This is a genomic window from Azospirillum sp. OGB3 (assembly GCF_014192915.1).
Taxonomy (GTDB): domain Bacteria; phylum Pseudomonadota; class Alphaproteobacteria; order Azospirillales; family Azospirillaceae; genus Azospirillum.
Window position 1 is genome coordinate 270,118 of sequence record NZ_JACHYN010000004.1, and the last position, 19,301, is coordinate 289,418.

Sequence of the window (19,301 nt, forward strand, 5' to 3'; positions counted from 1 at the left end):
AGTTTTCACAAGCCACAAGAAAAACTAATGGCTTCTCATGGCCCGCCCCCAGCTTCCGCTCAACGCGCTGCGCGCCTTCGAAGCGTCGGCCCGCCATCTCAGCTTCACCCGCGCCGGGCTGGAGCTGTGCGTCAGCCAGGCGGCGGTCAGCCAGCAGATCCGCACGCTGGAGGCGCGGCTCGGCGTCACCCTGTTCCGCCGCCTGCCGCGCGGCCTCGCCCTGACCGACGAGGGGGCGGCGCTAGTGCCGGTGCTGATGGACGCCTTCGAGCGGATCGGCGCGACGCTCGACCGCTTCGCCGACGGGCGCTACCACGAGGTGCTGACGGTCGGGGTGGTGGGGACCTTCGCCACGGGCTGGCTGCTGCCGCGCCTGCCGGCCTTCACCGCGGCGAACCCGGCGGTCGACCTGCGCATCCTGACCAACAACAACCGGGTCGATCTGGCCGGCGAAGGGCTGGACTTTGCAATCCGCTTCGGCGACGGCTCCTGGCACGGGGTGGAGGCGGTGCCGCTGCTCGACGCCCCGCTGACCCCGCTCTGCGCTCCGGCGCTGGCGCAACGGCTGTCCGCGCCGGCCGACCTCGCGCGCGAGGTGCTGCTGCGCTCCTACCGGGTCGAGGAATGGCAGCGCTGGTTCGCGCTGGCCGGGGTGCCCTGCCCCGCCATCCGCGGCCCGGTCTTCGACTCCTCCCCCACCATCGCCGCCGCCGCCGCGATGGGCGCGGGGGTGGCGCTGCTGCCGGCGCGGCTGTTCGGCCATGATCTGGCCACCGACCGGTTGGCCCGTCCCTTCACCATCGAGGTGCCGGCGGGTCGCTACTGGCTGACCCGCCTGCATTCCCGTCCCGAGACGGCGGCGATGCAGAGCTTTCGCCACTGGATCGCCGCCGCCGTCCGGGCGGACGATTAGGCCGGAGGTTCAGGCCGGTGTCGGCGCCTGCTCCGGCAGGACGCCGGACTGCTTCAGCTCCCGCCAGAAGTCCGCCGGGATCGGCTGCTTCATCAGGGCCATGTTCTCTTGCACGCGCGGTGGGTTCTTGGTGCCCGGAATGACCGAGGCGACGACCGGGTGCGCCGCGCAGAATTGCAGCGCCGCCGCCCGCAGGTCGACGCCGTGCCGTTTGGCGATCTCGGCCAGACGGTCGCGCGCCGCCACCTTGTCCGGTGGTGCCTCCTGGTACTCGAAATTCTTGCCTCCGGCGATCAGGCCGGAGTTGTAGGGGCCGCCGACCACGACATGGACGCCTCGCTCCTGGCAGTGCGGGAACAGCGTGTCCAGCGCCGGCTGGTTCAGCAGGCTGTAGCGCCCAGCCAGCAGGAAGACGTCCGGGTCGGCCCGCTCCAGCGCCATCACGCAGGGCTCCACCCGATTGACGCCCAGGCCCCAGCCGCGGATCACGCCTTCCTCGCGAAGCTTGGTCAGCGCCACGGCGGCGCCCTTCATGGCGGTGTCGAACACCTCCAGCCAGCGGTCGCCGTGGGCGTCCTCGGCGCAGTCGTGGATGTAGGCGATGTCGATGCGCGCCATGCCCAGCCGTTGCAGGCTGTCCTCGATGGAGCGGCGCACCCCGTCGGCGGTGTAGTCGTAGTCCACCCGGAAGGGCAGCCCCTTCACGAAGGGGCCGTGCTTGCCGCCCTTGCTGGAGTCGGCGCGCAGAAGCCGCCCGACCTTGGTGGACAGGACGAACTCGTCGCGCGGACGGTTGCGCAGAACATGGCCGAACCGGTGCTCCGAGATGCCGGGACCGTATTCCGGCGCCGTGTCGAAATAGCGGATGCCGGCGTCCCAGGCGGCGGCCAGCGTGGCCTCCGCCACGTCGTCCGGCACCTCCTCGAACATGTTGCCGAGCGGAGCGCCACCAAACCCGATGGGTCCGGGCGGAGCGAAATGCTTGCTGTCCGGCATGACCGACCTCTCGTTGTTCCGTGCGTGTGCGGGATTCCAGTCTGCGCTCTGGCGGCGCTTCCCTCAACATGGGGCCTCAACATCGGCCCTCAACATCGGGACGGTTCCGGCGTTCCCATTCGCAACTTGACGACGCGGGCATGGCGATTTGCGACGCGGATGGGAGCGCGTTGGCAAATTGCAACGGTTGGGAAGGAACAACCGCGCAGCCCACTCGGGAATTTTGCTGGGTGGAACAGCAATTGCGCGGGGATTGGGAGTTGGTACGGAATTTGAGATTGATTTGATCCGGTGCGGGCGACCGACGCCGAACAAAAAAGTACCCCCAAGGAAGAAACCTCCAGGCAGGACATCCCATCATGACCACCTCCCTTCGTGCTTTCGCCAACTTGCGCACCGCCACCAAGGTCTACACCGGCTTCGGGGTCACGCTGGCCCTGCTGGTCACGTTGGGGGCGGTTTCCTGGAGTGGCCTTCGGTCCAACGATACCGCGTTGCGCAGCTACGCGGCGCAGTCCGACGTTACGGTGACGTTGGGTGAGGCCGACACCGCGCTGTCCGACGCGCTGGGGGCTGCGGCGGAATTTCTCGTCGCCGGCACCAATGGCGCGGCCAACCGCTTCCGCGTGACAGCCGGGGATTTCCGCCGGCATCTGGACAAGGCGGCGCCCGGCATCAGCGACCCTGGCGACCGTAAGGCGGTGGAGGAGATTCGCGGGCTCGAACGGGATTTCCTGACCGGATTCGACCGTCTGGTCACCCTGCGCACCGAGCGTGACGGCATCGTCGCCGAGGTCGTGAACAAACTCGGTGCCGACATCCGCCGGACGCTGAGCGATCTGGTGACCGCCGAACGGCAAACCGGCAATCTTGACCACACCCTGGGGGCCTCGGGCGTCAGCGAGCAGTACCTGCTGGTGCGCGTGCTGGTCGCCCGCTTCGTGACCGAGACGAAGCCCGAGGATCTGGCCCGCATCCGTCATGATCTGGCGGCGGTGGCCGCCGAGCTGGCAGACGAGGCCAAGGACTGGGCCGACTCCCCGGGCGCCGCCAAACGCACCGAGGTGCTCGCCAAGCTGCCGCATTACACCGCCGGCATCGAGCGCATCGCCGCCATCGCCGAGGAGATGGCGCACGTCAATTCCGACACGCTGACCCGCGCCGGTGCCCAGATCAACGGGAAGATCGGGGCGATCCGCCAGCATTCCACCGAGGTCCTGAAGGGATTGGAGCGCAGCGCCGCCACCGCGGTGACCGCCGCCGAGCGGCAGGGGGCCGCGGTGACCGCCGCCGCGGTGGCGCTGGGCCTGCTGCTGGCCTGGATGATTTCGCGGGCGATCACCCGTCCGCTCGGCGCCATCACCGGGGCGATGGGCCGGCTGGCCGAAGGCGACCGCACGGTGCAGGTGGACGAGGGCTGGCGAAAGGACGAGATCGGCGCCCTGGCCCGCGCCCTCCAGGTCTTCAAGTCGAACGCCGAGGAGATGGAGCGCATGCGCAAGGCACAGGAGGAGGCCGAACGCCAGGCCGCCGAGCAGCGTCGCGCCACCATGATCCGTATGGCCGACACCTTCGAGGAGACGGTCCAGGGGATCGTCGAGGCCGTGGCAAGCGCCGCGGGCGGCATGCACAGCGCCGCCAGCACCCTGTCCGGCACCGCGGCGGACGCCAGCGAGCGCTCGCTCCTTGTCGCCTCCGCCTCCGAGGAGGCGTCGGCCAACGTGCAGACCGTCGCCAGCGCGACGGAGGAACTGTCGGCCTCGATTGCCGAGATCGGCCAGCAGGTGGAGATTTCCACCCGCATCGCCAGTCAGGCGGTGACCGACGCCGAGGGCGCCGACCGCACCATGCGCGCCCTCGTGACCGCCGCCGAGCAGATCGGGCAGGTGGTGGAGATCATCAGCGGCATCGCCGCCCAGACCAACCTGCTGGCGCTGAACGCCACCATCGAGGCCGCCCGCGCCGGAGAGGCCGGCAAGGGCTTCGCGGTGGTGGCGGGCGAGGTCAAGGCGCTGGCGAACCAGACCGCCAGGGCGACCGACGAGATCCAGTCGAAGGTCCAGGAGATCCAGCAGACCACCGGCGGTGCGCAGAAGGCCATCGGGAGCATCGGCCAGACCATCGGCCGGATGAGCGAGATCGCCACCACCATCGCCGCCGCCATCGAGGAGCAGGCCGCCGCGACGCGCGAGATCGCCAGCAGCGTGTCCCAGGCCGCCCAGGGAACCGAGGAGGTGTCGCGCAACATCGCCGGCGTCAGCACGGCGGTGTCGGAGACTGGCAGTGCCGCCAGCCATGTCCACGGCACATCGGAGGAGCTGGCCGTCGAGGCGGAGCGGCTGCGCAGCGAGGTGCGCGGCTTCATCGCCACCGTCCGGGCCGCCTGATCCGGCGGGGGAGGGATCGCCGCTTGTTCCGGTTTTCGTCCGCCGGAAAGGTGGTAGGCTGAGCCGAGGCGCCTGAACGTCGGGCGTCTCGGTTGGACGCTTTGATTGAGCGGCCGGGATGGTCGGTCATGGTGAAACGGCTTTTCCCAGGAACCGCCTCCGGTTTCGTCCGGCGCTTCGCCGGGCTGGCCGGGGGCTACTGGATGGGACGGGACCGCTGGACGGTGCGGCTGCTGGCGGCGGCTTTGCTGGCTTTGACGGTGGCTCAGGTGTCCGTCCCGGTGATGATGAACCTGTGGAGCCAGCGCCTGTTCGACGCGCTGGAGCAGCGGGCGATGGACCGCCTGCCGGTGATGGCCGCGGCGGCCGGCGGCATCCTGCTGTTCAACATGGCCATCACCGTGACGCATCTGTGGGTGAAGCGGCGTCTCCAGTTCGGCTGGCGGGCGTGGTTGACCCGGCGGCTGGTCGGCGCGTGGGTGTCGGATGGGCGGGAAATCGCCCTCCCCTCCCGTCCCGGCGACCACGACAACCCTGATGGGCGCATCGCCGAGGATGTCCGTGTCGTCACCGAACTTGCCATCGATCTCGGGCATTCATTGACCTACTGCCTGCTGCTGTTGGTCAGTTTCGCCGGAATCCTGTGGCAGCTTTCCGGCGTCGTGCAGGTCGCGTTCGGTGACGTGAGCCTTCCGGTGCCCGGTCATCTGCTTATCCTCGCCCTGGCCTTTGCGGCCACCGGGACCACCGCGGCCATCGCCGTCGCCCGGCCGCTGGTCCGCGCGGCGGAGCGCAGGCAGGGGTTGGAGGCCGATTTCCGTTTCGGGCTGGCGCGGGTTCGCGAGAACGCGTCGATCATTGCCCGGCAGCAGGGCGAGGCGGTGGAGCGCGGCCGCATCGCCCTGCTGTTCGGCGGGGTGCGCCGCGGCTGGGATCGGCAGACCGGCGCGCTGATGCGTGTGATGGCCTTCGGTGCGTCCTACTCGGTGCTGTCCGCGGTCTTTCCCATCCTGGTGGTGGCGCCCCGCTACGTCGCGGGGGCCATCACGCTGGGGATGATGATGCAGACCGCCCAGGCCTTCCAGCAGGCCGTCGCGGCGCTCTCCTGGCCCATCGACAATCTGGCGACCGTCGCCCAGTGGAAGGCATCGGTGGAGCGTGTGTTGGGTCTGAAGGACGCGCTCGACGGGATCACCCCCTTGCCCCCGGTCAAGGCGAACACGCCCGATTTTCTGTCCGATGGCGGCAACACCGTGCGGAAACGGTGACTCGGCCCGGCACTTTCCGTTTGACCTCAACTTAGCTTGAGGTTCTATCCTGCCGCCGCACGCCTAAACCTTGGGAGGGACCGGGCCGAATGCACCGCGAGATACGGCTCCTGCTGCGCCGCTGGAAAATCACTGTGCTGAAGAAACGCGAAAACCGCCGCCGCCTTGCCCTGTTCAGGCCCATCCTGCCCGGTGCGAACCTGAAGGACCGGCTGATCGCCTGCTGCGGCGCCATGCTCGGCCTCGCCGCGACGGGCCTGCTCTGCCACAACCTGCTGACCCACATCACCAGCGCGCCGGCCCTGGTGGCGCCGATGGGAGCGTCGGCGGTGCTGCTGTTCGCGGTGCCGGCCAGCCCGCTCGCCCAGCCCTGGTCGATCATCGGCGGCAACACCCTGTCGGCACTGGTCGGGGTGATGGTGGCGGCGCTGATCCCCGACCCGATGCTGGCCGGCGGCGTGGCGGTGGCGCTGGCCATCGCGACCATGTCGATGACGCGCTGCCTGCACCCGCCGGGCGGCGCCGCCGCGCTGACCGCGGTGATCGGCGGGCCGGCGGTCGCGGCGTCGGGGATGCAGTTCGTGTTCTATCCGGTGGCCGTCAATTCCATCCTTCTGGTGCTGGCGGGCTGGACGTTCCACCGCTTCTCCGGCCATTCCTACCCGCACCGGGCGCCGCCCAAGCCGGCCAACAGCCATGGCACCGCCGACCCGCCCGCCCGGACGCGCGGCGGCCTGACCGCCGACGACCTGGACGAGGCGATCCGTGAGCTGGGAGAGGCGCTGGACGTCAACCGCGACGACCTGAGCGCCCTTCTGGAGAAGGCTGAGCTTCACGCCATGGAGCGGATGCACAGCGGAGTCACCTGCGGCGACATCATGGCCCGCGACGTGGTGACGGTGAGCGCGGAGGCCCATCCGGAGGTGGCCCGTGCCCGCCTGATCGAGCATGCCTTCCGCACCCTGCCCGTGGTGGACCGGCGCAATGCGGTGGTCGGTCTGGTCGGCCACCAGCATCTGGTCGGGAACGCCGCGACGGTGGCCGCGGTCATGGCCCCACCGGTGATCGCCGGTCCGGAAACACCGGCCTTCCGCCTGCTCGGACCGCTGTCGGACGGGCGCACGCACGAGGTGGCCATCGTGGATGGGACCGGCGGTCTGCTGGGGGTGGTGACGCAGACCGACCTGCTGTTGGTGATGGCCCGCACGAACCTGCTGCAATCGCTGGAAAGCGCCCGGAGCTCTGCCGAGCCCGTGGCCTTGGCAAGCCGCTGAACCGAACCGGAAGCCAGGGCTCCGCGAGAAAATTTTCTCACGGAGCCGGCTTCTCTCACTCCCCTCCCCTGCCCTTCCCGGCATTCGGACCGGCGTTCAGGATCGCGTCGATGTCGTCGCGGATCGCGCGGAGCGTCTCCCGGTCGATGTCGGCCAGGGCCAAGCCCCGTTCACGGACGCTGGCGACGGTCTGGCGCGCCCCGAACACCGCCTTGGCCAGCGGCTTCGGCAGGGCGCTTCCGGTGGGAGCGGCGTTGGGACGGGGCTTGGCCGCCGCGGGCGCCGGATCGTCCTCGTCGGCGGAGCGCCGGGTCATCTCGGTGACCAGCGCGTCCCAGCCGCGCAGCTGTTCGCCCTCCCCTTTCAGCCGGGCGATCTCCACCAGCCGGTAACGCGCCGGGCGGTGCAGCGGATACTCGTCACGGATGCGTTGCGGCAGGCGGCTGATGAGCAATGCGCGGGAAATATCCACCCGGTCCTTGCCGACGATCCGCCCGACATCCTCCTGCCGGTAGCCGTGGCGCTCCATGAGCCGGGCGTAGGCGTCGCCCTCTTCAAAAGGCGACAGATCGGCGCGCACGACGTTCTCGATCAGCGCCAGCTCGTCCGACGCGCCGGTGACGGTCACGGCGTAGATGGTCGGGTGACCGAGCGAGCGAACGGCGCGGAAGCGCCGCTCCCCGAAGACGAGCTGGAAGCGGCCATCACCCAACTGCTGTACGCCGACCGGCTGGGCCAGCCCATGCTGCGCAATGGAGGATTTCAGCGCCTCCATGTCCGCCTCGTCGAAATGGCGGCGGGGCTGGTCGGGGTTGGTGACGATGCGGCCGACGTCGATCTCCACGACGACCGGGCCGCGGCGGTTGAAGCCCTGCCCGTCCTCGCGGGCCTGCCGTTCCGCCGCCGCGGTGGCCAGCACGCCGGTGTTCGTCCGGGCCAGTTTACGCGACATGGGCCATCACCTCCGGCATGCGGGAACGTTCCTGGATCAGTGCGTCGGCGACGGCCTGATAGACCTCGTAGCCCGGCGCGTCCGGCACCGCCTCCAGCGCGGCGCGCCCGGCGGCCACCGCCTGGGCGTAGACGGTCGCCCGCGGGATCGGGCCAAAGACGCGCAGCTTCGCGCCGAACAGGTTGCGGATGTCGTCAAGCGACGCTTGGTCCTGGGTCAGCCGCGCGTTGAACATCGTCGGCAGGATGCCGAGAACGCTGACCCCGGGGTTGGCCCGGCGGCGGATCATGTCCAGGTTCTCCAGCAGAAATTCCACACCGGCGACGCTCAGCATTTCCGTCTGGCAGGGAATGGCGACGGTGTTGGCGGCGGTCAATGCGTTGCGCGCCAGCATGCCGAAATGCGGCGGGGTGTCGACGAAGATGAAATCGTAGCTCTGCCGCGCCCCGCCATCCAGGCATTCCCGAAGCGCGCAGTCGCCGGACGACTGGCTCTGCAACTCCGCCTCCGCGTCGCCCAGCCTCATGCCGCTGGGGATCACGTCGAGCCCGCTGTCGGTGGTGACGATGTAGTCGCTGAGGTCGAAACCTTTTCCCCGCGATTTCAGCGCCTCCACGGAGGCCTTCAGCGCGTAATAGAGCGTCTTCTCCTCGCGCTCGCGCTCGATGGAGTTGATGCCGAGATGGATGGTGGCGTTGGCCTGCGGGTCCGCGTCGATCAGCAACACCTTGAAGTGTTGGGCGAGCAGGGTGGCCGTGTTGACGGTGAAGGCGGTCTTGCCCACGCCGCCCTTGCGGTTGGCCGCGGCACAAATCAGCGCCGGGCCATGCCGCGTCACCGTTCCGATCTTCTCCCGCAACAGCAGGGAGATGACCGGGGCCGGGATCTTCTCGCTGCCGTTCTCCCAGCGCGAGATCTTCGCCTTGTCGTATTTCCGGCCGAGTTTCTCGTTCAGCCAAGCCGCGAAATCCGGCTGGTTCAGCGTCCGGCCTTCCCGGAACGCCTTGATGTCCTCGCCGCGCATGGTTCATTCCCCTGCCTTGCCCCAAGGCCACTTTTGCGCGGCGCCGGAGCCCCGGTCAAGCCGGAATGTTGACTCCGGGGCAGGGCAGGGGAGTCAACATTCGGCGAGAAAATTTTCTCGCGGAACTTTCTCGCCGGGCAAGGCCCGACGGGCGGCGCGACCGCGGCACCGCCCGCCGCTCCGGTCAGCCCGGCTTGTAGGCCGCCTTCGCCTCAGGCATCAGCTTTTGCAGCGCAGCGATGCGGTCCGCCGTGCCGGGGTGGGTGGACATGAAGGTTGGCTGCTCGGCCCCCGCCTGCTTCATGTTCTGCCACAGCTCGATCGCCGCCTGCGGGTCGTAGCCGGCGCGGGCCATCATCAGCAGGCCGGCGCGGTCAGCCGCCAGCTCCTGGTTGCGGGAGTAGGGCAGCAGCAGGCCGTACTGCGCGCCGGTGCCCAGCGCCGCGGCGATCATCTCGCTGCCGCCGACCCCGCTCGCCCCGGCCACGGCCCCCAGGATGCTGGTGCCGGCGTCGGTGGCCATCTGGGTGCTCACCCGCTCGGCGGCGTGGCCCTCCAGATTGTGGGCGATCTCGTGACCGATGACCGCGGCGAGCTGCGCGTCGGTCTTGGCGTATTGGAACAGCCCCTCATAGACGCCAATCTTCTGGCCGGGCAGCGCGAAGGCGTTGGCTTCCTTGCCCTGGAACACGCGGACTTCCCAACCCGCAGGGTCGAGCGAGGCGGCGCGCAGCAGACGGGCTGAGATCTGCTCGGCGCGGCGCTGGTAGCTGGCGTTGGCGGTGGCCGGGGTCGACTGGATCAGGCGTTGCCAGTCCTGCTGACCGAGTTCGACGAGTTGTTCCTGCGAGACGAGGTTCAGCCCGAGCCCCGTCGAGTTTCCGGCGCATCCGGCCAGCGCCAGGGACCCGGCCAAAGCCGCGGCAAGGCACAGGGGTCGGACGGTCATGGTTGGCATGTCTGTTCCTCCGTTGTGGTTCTGTCCGTTGCATCCTATCCGATGGCGGATGGGCTGTGCCGGGGCAATTCGGTGGCGACGCTGTGAGAGCCGCAACGTTTTGCGGGGCGGGATGTTGCCTCCGATCCCCGCCGATATGGAGCGGGCCGATGCGGATTGGAACGGACCGGGAGCACAACATGCTGATCAAAGCCTTTGCGCTCAACTGCACCCTGAAGCCCTCGGGAAAGTCCTCCTCGACCGACGCGATGATCGGCCTGCTCCAGAAGGACCTCGCGGCTCACAACGTCGAGGTGGGGATGCCGGTCCGCGTCGCCGACCATGACGTGAAGCCCGGCGTCACCTCCGACGAAGGGCCGGGCGACGCTTGGCCGGAGCTGCGCCGCCGCGTGCTGGAGGCGGACATCCTCATTCTCGGCACGCCGATCTGGATGGGCCAGCCGTCCAGCGTCTGCAAGCGGGTGCTGGAACGCATGGACGCCTTCCTGGGCGAGACGGACGACCAGGGGCGCATGGTCTCCTACGGCAAGGTCGCGCTGGTGGCCGTCGTCGGCAATGAGGATGGCGCCCACCATGTCTCGGCGGAGCTGTTCCAGGCCTTGAACGACGTCGGCTTTACGCTCGCCGCCAACGCTGTCTGCTACTGGGTGGGGGAGGCGATGCAGAAGACCGACTTTCAGGACCTGGGCAAGGTGCCGGACAAGGTGGTCTCCACCTCCGCCATGGCCGCGCGCAACGCCGCCCACTTGGCGCGCTTCCTCAAGGAGAAACAGTATCCCGGGGAATGACGGCCTCCGGCGATTAGACGTCTAATAGCGTCGCATGGCCGTCTCCTTCCGCCCGTGCCATTCTGTGGATATCCGGGAAAGAGGCTTCTCAACCGCCCGCGCGATTCCATGTATAGTCGGTCTTGTAGGCCGGCGATGCGATGGCGTCGCCGCGGGTGGATGGTGGCAGGAGGAACGGGTGACGACGCTCAAGGAATTCGAAGAAGCCTTGAAGACGGCGGGCAACACGGAGGCCCTGGAGATCCTGGGCAAGCTGCGCGAGCGCGACAAGGCCCAGCGGTCGATCCGCCCGGCACGGCGTGTCGTCGGCAAGAAGATGACCCCGGAACTCGCCGCGCAGATCCTGGAGCTTCACCGGACCACAGACATGACCCAGCAGGAGATCGCTTTCCAGCTCGGCGTCAATCAGGGGCGCGTGAACGAGGTCATCAAGCGCGGCAAGTGGCTGAACGACGACCCCAACGCTCCGGAGGCCGTCGCCCGCGACAAGGCCAAGGCCCGCGCCAAGGACGGGGTGGGCATCGACCCGCGCCCGGCCCGCCCGAAGAAGAAAAAGGCGGCCAAGCCGGCCGAGGAACCGGCGGTCGAGCCGGTCCAGGAGGCCGCGGCGGAGGACGCGCCGCCCGCCGCGGCGCCGGTTGCGGAACCTCCGGCTGTGGAAGAACCGGCACGCACCCCTGAGCCGGTCGAGGCGGCTCCGCCCGCGCCCCCGCCCGAACCGGCTCCTTTGGAGCGGGTGGAGATGGCTTTGAACCCGGATGCCCAGGATACGGTGGCCGCGGATCAACCGGCCGAGGACAAGCCGGCCGCGGAGAAGGCCATCAAGGAGAAGAAGAAAAAGCGCAAGGCCGAACCGCCGGCACAGCTTCTCTTCGACGGGCTGTAAGCTGTCCGCTCAGCCGCGGCGGGGCTGCCACCAGCGGGCCAGAAAGCCCAGCCCGGCGAAGCGCACCACGTGGTGCGTGCCGACGAAGGCGGTGTCGAGGCCGAGCACGAAGGCCACGATGGTCATCGCCTCCACCCCGCCCGGCGCGTAGGCGAGCCAGAGCTGGCCGAAGGGAAGGCCGAGCATCCAGCCCCCCGCCCAGGCGAAGATCGAGGACAGGGCGAGCGCCAGCGCCACGCTTTCCAGCGACGGGCGCAGCGCCGCCCGCAGTGACGCCAGCGTGACCCCGGCGAAACGCGACCCGATCAGCGCCCCCGTCACCACGAAGCCCGCGTTCAGCAGCCCGTTCGGCAAGCGGTGATCCACAAGGCCGCTGCCGTGCAGCACAGCACTTCCCAGCATGGCGCCGAGCAGCACGCCGCCGGGCACGCGCAGCTTCTGGAACAGCAGCCCGGCCAGGGCGCTGGCCCCGACCAGAAGAGCCAGCTCGGGCAGGGCGCCCACCGGATCGGACGGGGCAGGGTGGGGCGGCAGACCCGGCGTGGACGACACCAGGTCCAACAGCCAGGGCATGGCGGCGACCAGGACGAACAGCCGCAGGCTCTGCGCCAGCGCCACCCGCGGCAGGTCGGCCCGGCTCTCCGCCGCCAGCACCAGCACTGCGCCCAGCGCGCCGGGGACGGCGGCGTAGCGCGCGGTCGCCGGGTCCCAGCGGTGCACCCGCTCCAGCCACGCCGAGCAGGCGTAGAGGCAGGCCATCACCGATCCGGCGAGCAGCGCCATGCTGAGCGGCCAGGAGGCCATCTGGTGCAGCGTGTCGGGCGTCACACCGGCGCCCATGGAGATGCCCAGCAGGACGAAGGCGGCGGTGCCGAGCGGGGAGGGCAGGCGGAGCTTCAACCCGCCGAGCGCCCCGCCGGCCACCGCGGTCATCGCCCCCATCAGCCACGCCGCGGGCAGCCCCGCCAAAGCGAACAGCGCGCCACCCAGGGCGGCCAGAAGGAGGGTCAGGGCGGTAGCGGCGAGTCGCTTCATCATCCGTCGGGTCCGGCTGCGGCAAGGGGCGTGCACTGTGCGTGTCACCCGCAATCTCGCGCAACCGGTATGGGCGGTCACCTGACAAGCGTGTGCGGCATAGGCCGGCGATTGTCCGGACCGTCCGCCTGCTGCATTGTCGGAACAACCGGCCGCCACGGCGGCCCAGACGACGCGGGAGGGGACCATGCCGATAAGAACCGGGGGACGGACGCCATGAGGTTCGCCGCCAACCTGTCCATGATGTTCACCGAGCGGCCCTTCCTGGAGCGGTTCGGCGCGGCGGCGGCGGCCGGTTTCGACGCGGTGGAGTTCCTGTTCCCCTACGATACCCCGGCGGAGCGGATCAGGGCGGCGCTGGACGCCCATGGGCTGACCCAGGCGCTGTTCAACCTGCCTCCCGGCGACTGGGCGGCGGGGGAGCGCGGCGTCGCCAGCCTGCCGGGTCGCGAGGCGGAGTTCCGGGAGGGGGTGGCGATGGCCATCGCCTACGCCAGGGTGCTGGGTAACCGGCGGCTGCACTGTATGGCCGGCATCCCGCCGCAAGGAAAGGATCGGGAGGAAGCGCTGGCGGTTTACACCGGCAATCTGCGCCACGCCGCGGCGGCCTGCGCGGAGGCCGGGTTGACGCTGCTGGTGGAGCCGATCAACAACCGCGACATGCCCGGCTACCTGATGAACGGAACCGTGCTGGCCCGCCGGGTGATCGGGGAGGTGGGGGCGCCGAACCTGAAGCTGCAACTCGATCTCTACCATTGCCAGATCAGCGAGGGCGACCTCGCCACCCGCATCCGGGCCAACGCCGACCTCACCGCCCATGTGCAGATCGCCGGCGTGCCCGACCGGCAGGAGCCCGACCGTGGCGAGGTCAACTATCCCTATCTGTTCGAGGTTCTGGCCGAAACCGGCTACCGCGGCTTCATCGGCTGCGAGTACCGGCCCCGCGCCCGGACGGAGGATGGGCTGGGCTGGTTCCACGCCACCACCACACAGGCCGCGCGCTGACCATGGACCTGCTCGCCCCCCTGTCCAGCATCGCCGCCGTCGTCGTGCCGGTGTTCCTCATCGCCGCTCTCGGCTTCGGCTGGAGCCGCGCCAAGCTGCCCTACGACAGCGCCTTCATCACCACCTTCGCGATCAACGTCTCCACCCCCTGTCTGGTCTTCTCCTCGCTGGCCCGCCTGACCCTGGGAGGCGACGACCTGCTGACCATGGCGGCGGCCTCGGTCGGCAGCATGGCGCTGGCCGGGCTGATGGCGACGCCGATCCTGCTCGCCAGCCGCCTGCCGCTGCGCGTCTATCTGCCGGCGCTCAGCTTTCCCAACGGCGGCAACATGGGCATTCCCGTGTGCCTGTTCGCCTTCGGGGAGACCGGGATGGGGCTGGCGGTGCTGTTCTTCGCGACGCTCGCCGTCCTCCAGTTCACCATCGGCCCGGCCCTGGCGGCGGGGCGCACGGACGCCAAGCAGGTGCTGCGCACCCCGGTGATCTACGCGGTCGCGTTGGCCGTGCTCGTCCTAATGACCGGATTCCAGCCGCCGCAATGGGTGACCAACACGACGACGCTGCTGGGCAACTGCGCGGTGCCGCTGATGCTGTTCTCGCTGGGGGTGGCCCTGGCGGGGCTGCGGATGCAGGGGATGATGCGGTCGCTGGCCATGTCGGCGCTGCGCCTGCTGCTCGGCTTCGCCGCCGGGCTGGCGGTGGTGGAGGTGCTGGGCCTGGAGGGCACGATGCGTGGCGTCGTGCTGCTGGAAAGCACCATGCCGGTGGCGGTGTTCAACTACCTCTGGGCGCTGCGCTACAACAACGCGCCGCAGGAGGTCGCCGGGATGGTGCTGGGCTCCACGGCGCTGTCGTTCCTGACGCTGCCGCTGCTGCTGGCCGTGGTGATGTAAAGAGGGAAGGGGAGCTGATTGCCCCCACCCCGGCCCTCCCCCGCTTCGCAGGGGAGGGAGAAAAGTCCCCTCCCCCGCTGACGCAGGGGAGGGTTAGGGAGGGGGCAATCGCACCCCGCGCCTCACGCCGTCGCGGCGTCCGAATGGGTCGCTGCGCGCACCCGGCGGTGGAAGGACGGCGGCACCACGCAGGTCCCGAAGAACATCAGGTAATGCCGCATCTTCGGATCGCCCGCCCGCGTCGCCTCGGCCAGAAGGCGGCGGACGGCGTTCCAGTCGCCCTCGCGGCGGGCCATGCCGACGACCTTGGTCATCAGGAAAGCGGCGTAGGCGTTGCCGGTCATCAGCGGCCGATGCGTGCGCGCCCATTCGAAAGCCTGGCGCCAGTCGTCCACCGAATGCAGCGAGGCGCGCCCCTCGTCGATCTCCACGAAGCACAGCGGCTCGTCGACGAAAACCAGTTCCGCCCCCGGCTGGTCGAGCGCGCGGAACAGCCAGCCCCAATCCTCGAAATGCCGGTAGTCCGGCATCGGCACGGCGAGCGCGAGCGAGCGCGGCACCATGATGGTCGGGGTGGCGAGATAGCCGGGGCGGGACAGCGGGCTGCGGCGGTCGATCAGGTAATCGCTGATCGGCTCGCCCGGCTCCGGCCGGCGCTGCGGCCAGACGTAGCGGCGCTCGCCGATGCTGACGCTGGTGCTGCAGGACACCACCGGCAGCTTGGCGCCCGACGCCTTGGCGGCGGCGAGCTGCCGTTCCAGCTTCTCCGGTGCCCAGGAATCATCGTCGTCCAGGAAGGCGATCCACTCGCCCAGCGCCGCCTGCACACCGGCGTTGCGCGCCCCCGCGGGACCGAGCGACGCCGGGTTCTGCACGATGCGCAGGCGGCGGTCCTCCACCGCCTCCAGCGCCGCGACGGTGGCGGGGTCCGGCCCGTCGACGACGACGACGATCTCGACGTCCTTGAGCGTCTGGGCGCGCACGCTCTCCACAGCGTTCAGCACGAGATGCGGGCGGTTGCGCGTCGGGATGACCGCGCTGACGGTGACGGGCGGGGCTTCCGCCGCACCACCTGTCATCTTCGCGTCCTTCATCGCTTGTACTCCAGATATTGGAAGCCCATCAGGCCGTAGAGATAGCCGCTGCCGACGCAGATCTTCTGGAGACGGCGGATCGGCCAGCTCGTGTCGAAGGCCATCACCATCGGCACCAACGGCAGGGCAGCGAGGTTCAGCGCGATGTGCGCCAGCCCCAGCGTGGAGCGCTTCACCAGCGTGCGGCGCTGGCCGTTCAGCTTGGCCTCGGTCAGCGACACGCAGGTGCCGAGCCGGAAGGCGCGGCGCAGGATCCAGCGCGCGGTCATGCGGCTGGCCGGCACATGCTCCTCGATGGTGGCCTCGTCGCACCAGACGATGCGGTGGCCCTGGCGGCGGATCTGCTCGAAGAACAGAACGTCGCTGCCGCCGGACAGGCTCAGCTCCGGGTCGAAACGCACGCCACCCTTCAGGATGGAGCGGCGGAACAGCACGTTGCCGGTGGCGCAATAGGCCGGCTCGCTGCCCGTGGGCATGCGTTGCAGGTCGTGGAAGCGGCCCTTGGTCAGCCAATCGGGCGGGCGCTTCTCGTAGATCGGCAGGACGGGGCCGGCGACCACGGCGGCGCCGGTGCGCTCCATGGCTGTCACCAGCCAGTCCAGCCAGCCGGGGCTCGCCACCTCGTCGTCGTCGATGAAGGCGATCAGGTCGGCGTCCGTGGTCTCGTCCAGGCAGCGGTTGCGGGCGGCGGGAATGCCCGGCACCGGCTCCGCCGCGTAGCGGATGGGGAAGCGCCAGTCCTGCGCCATCTCGCGGCACAGCGGTTCGGCGGAGCGCGCCGGGTCGTTGTCCACCACCAGAACCTCGACGTCCAGCGGGGCGTCGGGGTTGAAGGTCAGCCCCTCCAGCGACAGCAGCGTGCGGTGGAGATCCTTCGGCCTGCGGTAGGTGCACACGCAAACCACCAGCTTTTTCGACATGATGCCTGTTCCTTCCTCACGCCTGTTCATGGTGTTCATGCCGGGGATCGGGTGCGTTTCAGCCGGGCCAGCGCGATCCGCACCTGACCCATCAGGTTGGCGGGGTTGAGCACGGCCAGGGCCAGCAGATAGAGGCTGCCCGCCGGGGCGAGCTGGACGAGCAGCAGGTCGCTTTCCATTGCCGCGATCTTCAGCCCGGCGGCGAAGAGCAGGGCGGCGGTGGTCACCTTCAGAAGATCCTTCACCGGCACCGCCAGGACGCCGGCGCGCGGCATCAGGATGGTTGCGGCCACCACCCAGCCGAGCTGTGCCGCCAGCGAGCCGTAGGCCGCCCCGATCACCCCGAAGCGCGGGATCAGGAACAGGTTGGCGCCGATGTTCAGCACCGCCGTCAGCATGGTCAGCTTCAGGATGTAGCCGGTCTTCTTGGTCAGGTGCAGCGACAGGTCGAAGTGATAGATGCGCAGGATGCTGATGAAGACCGACAGGGCGACGAGCGGCATGATCGCCGCACCGGTCTCGCGGTACGCCTCGCCGAGCAGCAGCCCGACGATGCCCTGGGCGGAGATCACCTCCATCAGCACCAGCGGCAGGCAGACCAGCAGCAGGATCGTCAGGTTCTGCGCCATGATCGGGCGCGCGGCGCGCGGGCCGGCGCTGTCGAAGGCGCGCGACGCCATCGGCAGCGTGACCAGCGAGGCCGCCGACGCCACCAGCATGATCGGCTGCTTGGCGAGGTCGAAGGCCATGGCGTAGGCACCGGCCGCCGCCTCGCCGATGAACCAGTAGATCAGGAAGCGGTCGGCGAAGTCGAGCGCCCAGCCGACCATCAGGCTCAGCATCAGCGGGCCGCCGAAGGTCAGCAGAAGGCCGACCCGCTCCCGCGCAGGCCAGCGCAGCGCGATGCCCTTGAGGTCGGAGCGCAGCCAGATCGCGGTGACCAGCAGGAAGCCGATGCTGGTGCCGAGCAGCAGCCCCTCCTCCTTCCAGCCGATCAGCACGAAGGCGGAGCCGAGCGCCAGCCCGAACAGCGCCTTGGCGAAGGACTTGGCCGCGAAGACCGAGCCCTTCAGCCGCGCCCGCGACATTTGGATCGACAGGTCGAACCAGGAGATCAGGATGGCGATCACCGGCAGATACAGCACATAGTCGATGCCGTTCATGCCGGGGTAGAAGGCCACCACCGCGCCGAGGATGGCGAGCACCCCGCAGGCCACCACCAGGAAGGCGGTGACCACGGTGGAAAGCCAGGCGTCCCGCTCCGCCGCGTCGCCGCCGCACTTGCGCAGGACGAACAGGCCCATCCAGGAGAAGCCGCAGGCGTTGATCGCCGCCGCCGCCGCCATCACCAGCGCGTAATGGCCGTAGGCCTCCGGCGTGACGATGCGCGAGAAGACCGCGACCGCCGCGAAGCCCAGGACGCCGACGGCGATCCGGGTCGCGAAGAAGGCAAAGCCGCTCGACATCATGACCGCGACTCCGCAACCGGGATGCCGTTCTGCAGCTTGGGCCGCCGTCCCGCCGCCGGACGTGGCGTCAGGGCGTGGGCGTGGACCGTCTTGGCCAGCCGCGTCTGGAAGGCGGTGAAGAGGAACCACAGCAGGCCGTTCTGGATCAGCAGGCTGCTTTCCGCGACGTTGCCCAGCAAGAGCATCATGGCGAAGACGATGTGCCAGCGCGCCGCGCCGCTGCGGTCGACCGGGACGATCCGGGCGATCCGCGACAGGTAGATCGCATAGGCCACCAGGAAGAGGCCGAGGCCGAGCAGGCCGACGTCCAGCGTCGTCTGGATGAAGCCGTTGTGGGCGTGGATATCGAAGCGGCCCGAGGTGCGCCAGAACAGCGCGCCCGGCGCGTCCAGCCCCGACCAGAAGGCGCTGAAGCCGTAGCCCAGCACCGGCTGCTGCTCGATCATCCGGAAGGCGAAGTCCCAGATCAGCGTGCGCCCCGTCAGCGTGATGTCGCGGCCGAGCAGCGCGACGATGCTTTCCAGGTTCAGCAGCGCGAAGATGGCGGCCAGCATGATGACCATGGTGCCGCCATACAGCTCCAGCGCCAGCGACCCGGCGTCCTGCCGGTGGGTGACCAGCATGACCAGCGTCATGCCGGCCGTGGCGACGATCAGCGCCGTGGCGGAGCCGGACATGGCCAGACAACCGGCCATGATGGCGAAGGTGCCCAGCCGCCAGACCAGCGCCATGGTGTCGGTCACCGGGCGGGAGCGCAGGACGAACAGCCCGGCGGTCAGGCCGAAGGCCATGGCGTCGCCCAGGCCGTTCTTGTGGGAGAAGACGCCGCGCCACTGCGACCCCTGCTCCGCCGGCATCAGGCCGTAGCTCGGCAGGCCGATCGCCAGAAGCGCGCTCAGCACCGCCAGCACGAAGACCGCGCGGTGGATCAGCCGGGCCAGGGCGACCTCGCCGTAGGACAGGCCGACATAGAGGCCGAAGATCGTCGTGCCGACCAGGGCCACGCTGCGACGGATGGTCAGCGACGGGTCATGCGACCATTGGCTGGACGCAATCGCCAGCACCACCATGAGGGCCATGGGAATGCTGAGATAGCGGAAGGCCCGCACGCCGTGGAGCATGACGATCCGCAGCAGGGCCGTGGCGTAGAGGCCGGCGAAGATGAGCTGCTTGATGGTGTCGCCGGAGGATTCCGGCGCGCCGCCCGCGCGCAGGATGAAGCGCTGCGAGGGCGCGGACATCAGCACCGACAGCAGCGCGTCCCACAGCAGGATCAGGCCGATGGCGCACACAACCTGATCGAACAGGCTGGGCGTCAGGTCGGCCGCGCTGCGCAGGAGCGGCGTCCGTGGCCGGGCGAGCGGCGCGTCCGCAGTGGGCGCCGCCGCCAGAGCGGCTCGGTTTCGCGGAAATGGCGTTGCACTCATCCTGTTCCCCCG

17 protein-coding genes are annotated in these 19,301 nt (G+C 69.5%); 8 read left to right on the forward strand and 9 right to left on the reverse strand.

All coding sequences use genetic code 11. From position 1 onward, the window contains the following. Positions 1-37 precede the first annotated feature (37 nt). Positions 38-913 carry a LysR family transcriptional regulator gene (locus FHW79_RS11440; protein WP_183179029.1) on the forward strand — a complete coding sequence of 292 codons (876 nt, stop codon included), beginning with the start codon at positions 38-40 and terminating at the stop codon, positions 911-913. Positions 914-922: 9 nt separating this feature from the next. Here the strand turns inward: FHW79_RS11440 and FHW79_RS11445 are convergent, their stop codons facing one another. After that, positions 923-1,909, reverse strand: a complete 987-nt coding sequence (locus tag FHW79_RS11445; RefSeq protein WP_183179030.1) for an aldo/keto reductase — start codon at positions 1,907-1,909, stop codon at positions 923-925. A gap of 359 nt (positions 1,910-2,268) precedes the next feature. Between FHW79_RS11445 and FHW79_RS11450 the strand changes: the two genes are divergently transcribed. The 3 genes from FHW79_RS11450 to FHW79_RS11460 all read left to right on the forward strand — a co-directional run bounded on the left by FHW79_RS11450 (position 2,269) and on the right by FHW79_RS11460 (position 6,838). Further along, positions 2,269-4,296, forward strand: coding sequence for a HAMP domain-containing methyl-accepting chemotaxis protein (locus FHW79_RS11450; RefSeq protein ID WP_183179031.1), 2,028 nt, complete (start codon positions 2,269-2,271; stop codon positions 4,294-4,296). A 128-nt stretch (positions 4,297-4,424) separates the two neighbouring features. Beyond that, the gene (locus FHW79_RS11455; protein WP_183179032.1) at positions 4,425-5,564 is read left to right on the forward strand and encodes an SbmA/BacA-like family transporter; all 1,140 of its coding nucleotides are present in this window, start codon (positions 4,425-4,427) and stop codon (positions 5,562-5,564) included. Between the two features lie 89 nt (positions 5,565-5,653). Continuing rightward, entirely contained in the window at positions 5,654-6,838 is a 1,185-nt protein-coding gene (locus tag FHW79_RS11460) for an HPP family protein (RefSeq protein WP_211108223.1), read from the forward strand. 55 nt (positions 6,839-6,893) lie between these two features. On the opposite strand, the gene FHW79_RS11465 is transcribed toward FHW79_RS11460, so the two are convergent. The 3 genes from FHW79_RS11465 to FHW79_RS11475 form a co-directional block, all read right to left on the reverse strand. After that, positions 6,894-7,790: a ParB/RepB/Spo0J family partition protein gene (locus FHW79_RS11465; protein ID WP_183179033.1), complete on the reverse strand. Its 897-nt coding sequence runs from the start codon at positions 7,788-7,790 to the stop codon at positions 6,894-6,896. Next, positions 7,780-8,814: an AAA family ATPase gene (locus tag FHW79_RS11470; RefSeq protein ID WP_183179034.1), complete on the reverse strand. Its 1,035-nt coding sequence runs from the start codon at positions 8,812-8,814 to the stop codon at positions 7,780-7,782. Before FHW79_RS11470 ends, FHW79_RS11465 begins: the two co-directional genes overlap by 11 nt. Before the next feature lie 184 nt (positions 8,815-8,998). Beyond that, positions 8,999-9,763, reverse strand: coding sequence for a M48 family metallopeptidase (locus FHW79_RS11475; protein ID WP_247884307.1), 765 nt, complete (start codon positions 9,761-9,763; stop codon positions 8,999-9,001). A gap of 188 nt (positions 9,764-9,951) precedes the next feature. On the opposite strand from FHW79_RS11475, the gene FHW79_RS11480 reads away from it, so the two are divergent. After that, on the forward strand, positions 9,952-10,560 hold the full coding sequence (locus FHW79_RS11480) for a flavodoxin family protein (protein WP_183179036.1): 609 nt from the start codon (positions 9,952-9,954) through the stop codon (positions 10,558-10,560). A gap of 178 nt (positions 10,561-10,738) precedes the next feature. Further along, positions 10,739-11,446: a sigma factor-like helix-turn-helix DNA-binding protein gene (locus tag FHW79_RS11485; RefSeq protein WP_183179037.1), complete on the forward strand. Its 708-nt coding sequence runs from the start codon at positions 10,739-10,741 to the stop codon at positions 11,444-11,446. 9 nt (positions 11,447-11,455) lie between these two features. On the opposite strand, the gene FHW79_RS11490 is transcribed toward FHW79_RS11485, so the two are convergent. Continuing rightward, a complete protein-coding gene (locus FHW79_RS11490; protein WP_183179038.1) occupies positions 11,456-12,484 on the reverse strand; it encodes an AbrB family transcriptional regulator in 1,029 nt (342 codons plus the stop codon). 213 nt (positions 12,485-12,697) lie between these two features. Here FHW79_RS11490 and otnI point away from each other — a divergent pair, with 213 nt between their 5' ends. Continuing rightward, complete coding sequence (gene otnI, locus FHW79_RS11495; RefSeq protein ID WP_183179039.1) at positions 12,698-13,486, forward strand: 2-oxo-tetronate isomerase; 789 nt, start codon at positions 12,698-12,700, stop codon at positions 13,484-13,486. A 2-nt stretch (positions 13,487-13,488) separates the two neighbouring features. Further along, positions 13,489-14,379 (forward strand): AEC family transporter, encoded by an 891-nt coding sequence (locus FHW79_RS11500; RefSeq protein WP_183179040.1) that lies wholly within the window; start codon positions 13,489-13,491, stop codon positions 14,377-14,379. A 122-nt stretch (positions 14,380-14,501) separates the two neighbouring features. On the opposite strand, the gene FHW79_RS11505 is transcribed toward FHW79_RS11500, so the two are convergent. The 4 genes from FHW79_RS11505 to FHW79_RS11520 are packed head-to-tail and all read right to left on the reverse strand — an operon-like array spanning position 14,502 to position 19,289. Beyond that, positions 14,502-15,473 (reverse strand): glycosyltransferase family 2 protein, encoded by a 972-nt coding sequence (locus FHW79_RS11505; RefSeq protein ID WP_183179041.1) that lies wholly within the window; start codon positions 15,471-15,473, stop codon positions 14,502-14,504. Beyond that, positions 15,470-16,393: a glycosyltransferase family 2 protein gene (locus tag FHW79_RS11510; protein WP_051140669.1), complete on the reverse strand. Its 924-nt coding sequence runs from the start codon at positions 16,391-16,393 to the stop codon at positions 15,470-15,472. Before FHW79_RS11510 ends, FHW79_RS11505 begins: the two co-directional genes overlap by 4 nt. 35 nt (positions 16,394-16,428) lie before the next feature. Continuing rightward, positions 16,429-17,862 carry an oligosaccharide flippase family protein gene (locus FHW79_RS11515; RefSeq protein ID WP_183179042.1) on the reverse strand — a complete coding sequence of 478 codons (1,434 nt, stop codon included), beginning with the start codon at positions 17,860-17,862 and terminating at the stop codon, positions 16,429-16,431. Then, the gene (locus FHW79_RS11520) at positions 17,859-19,289 is read right to left on the reverse strand and encodes an O-antigen ligase family protein (RefSeq protein ID WP_183179043.1); all 1,431 of its coding nucleotides are present in this window, start codon (positions 19,287-19,289) and stop codon (positions 17,859-17,861) included. The genes FHW79_RS11515 and FHW79_RS11520 overlap by 4 nt, the downstream gene beginning before the upstream one ends. Between the last annotated feature and the right edge of the window lie 12 nt (positions 19,290-19,301).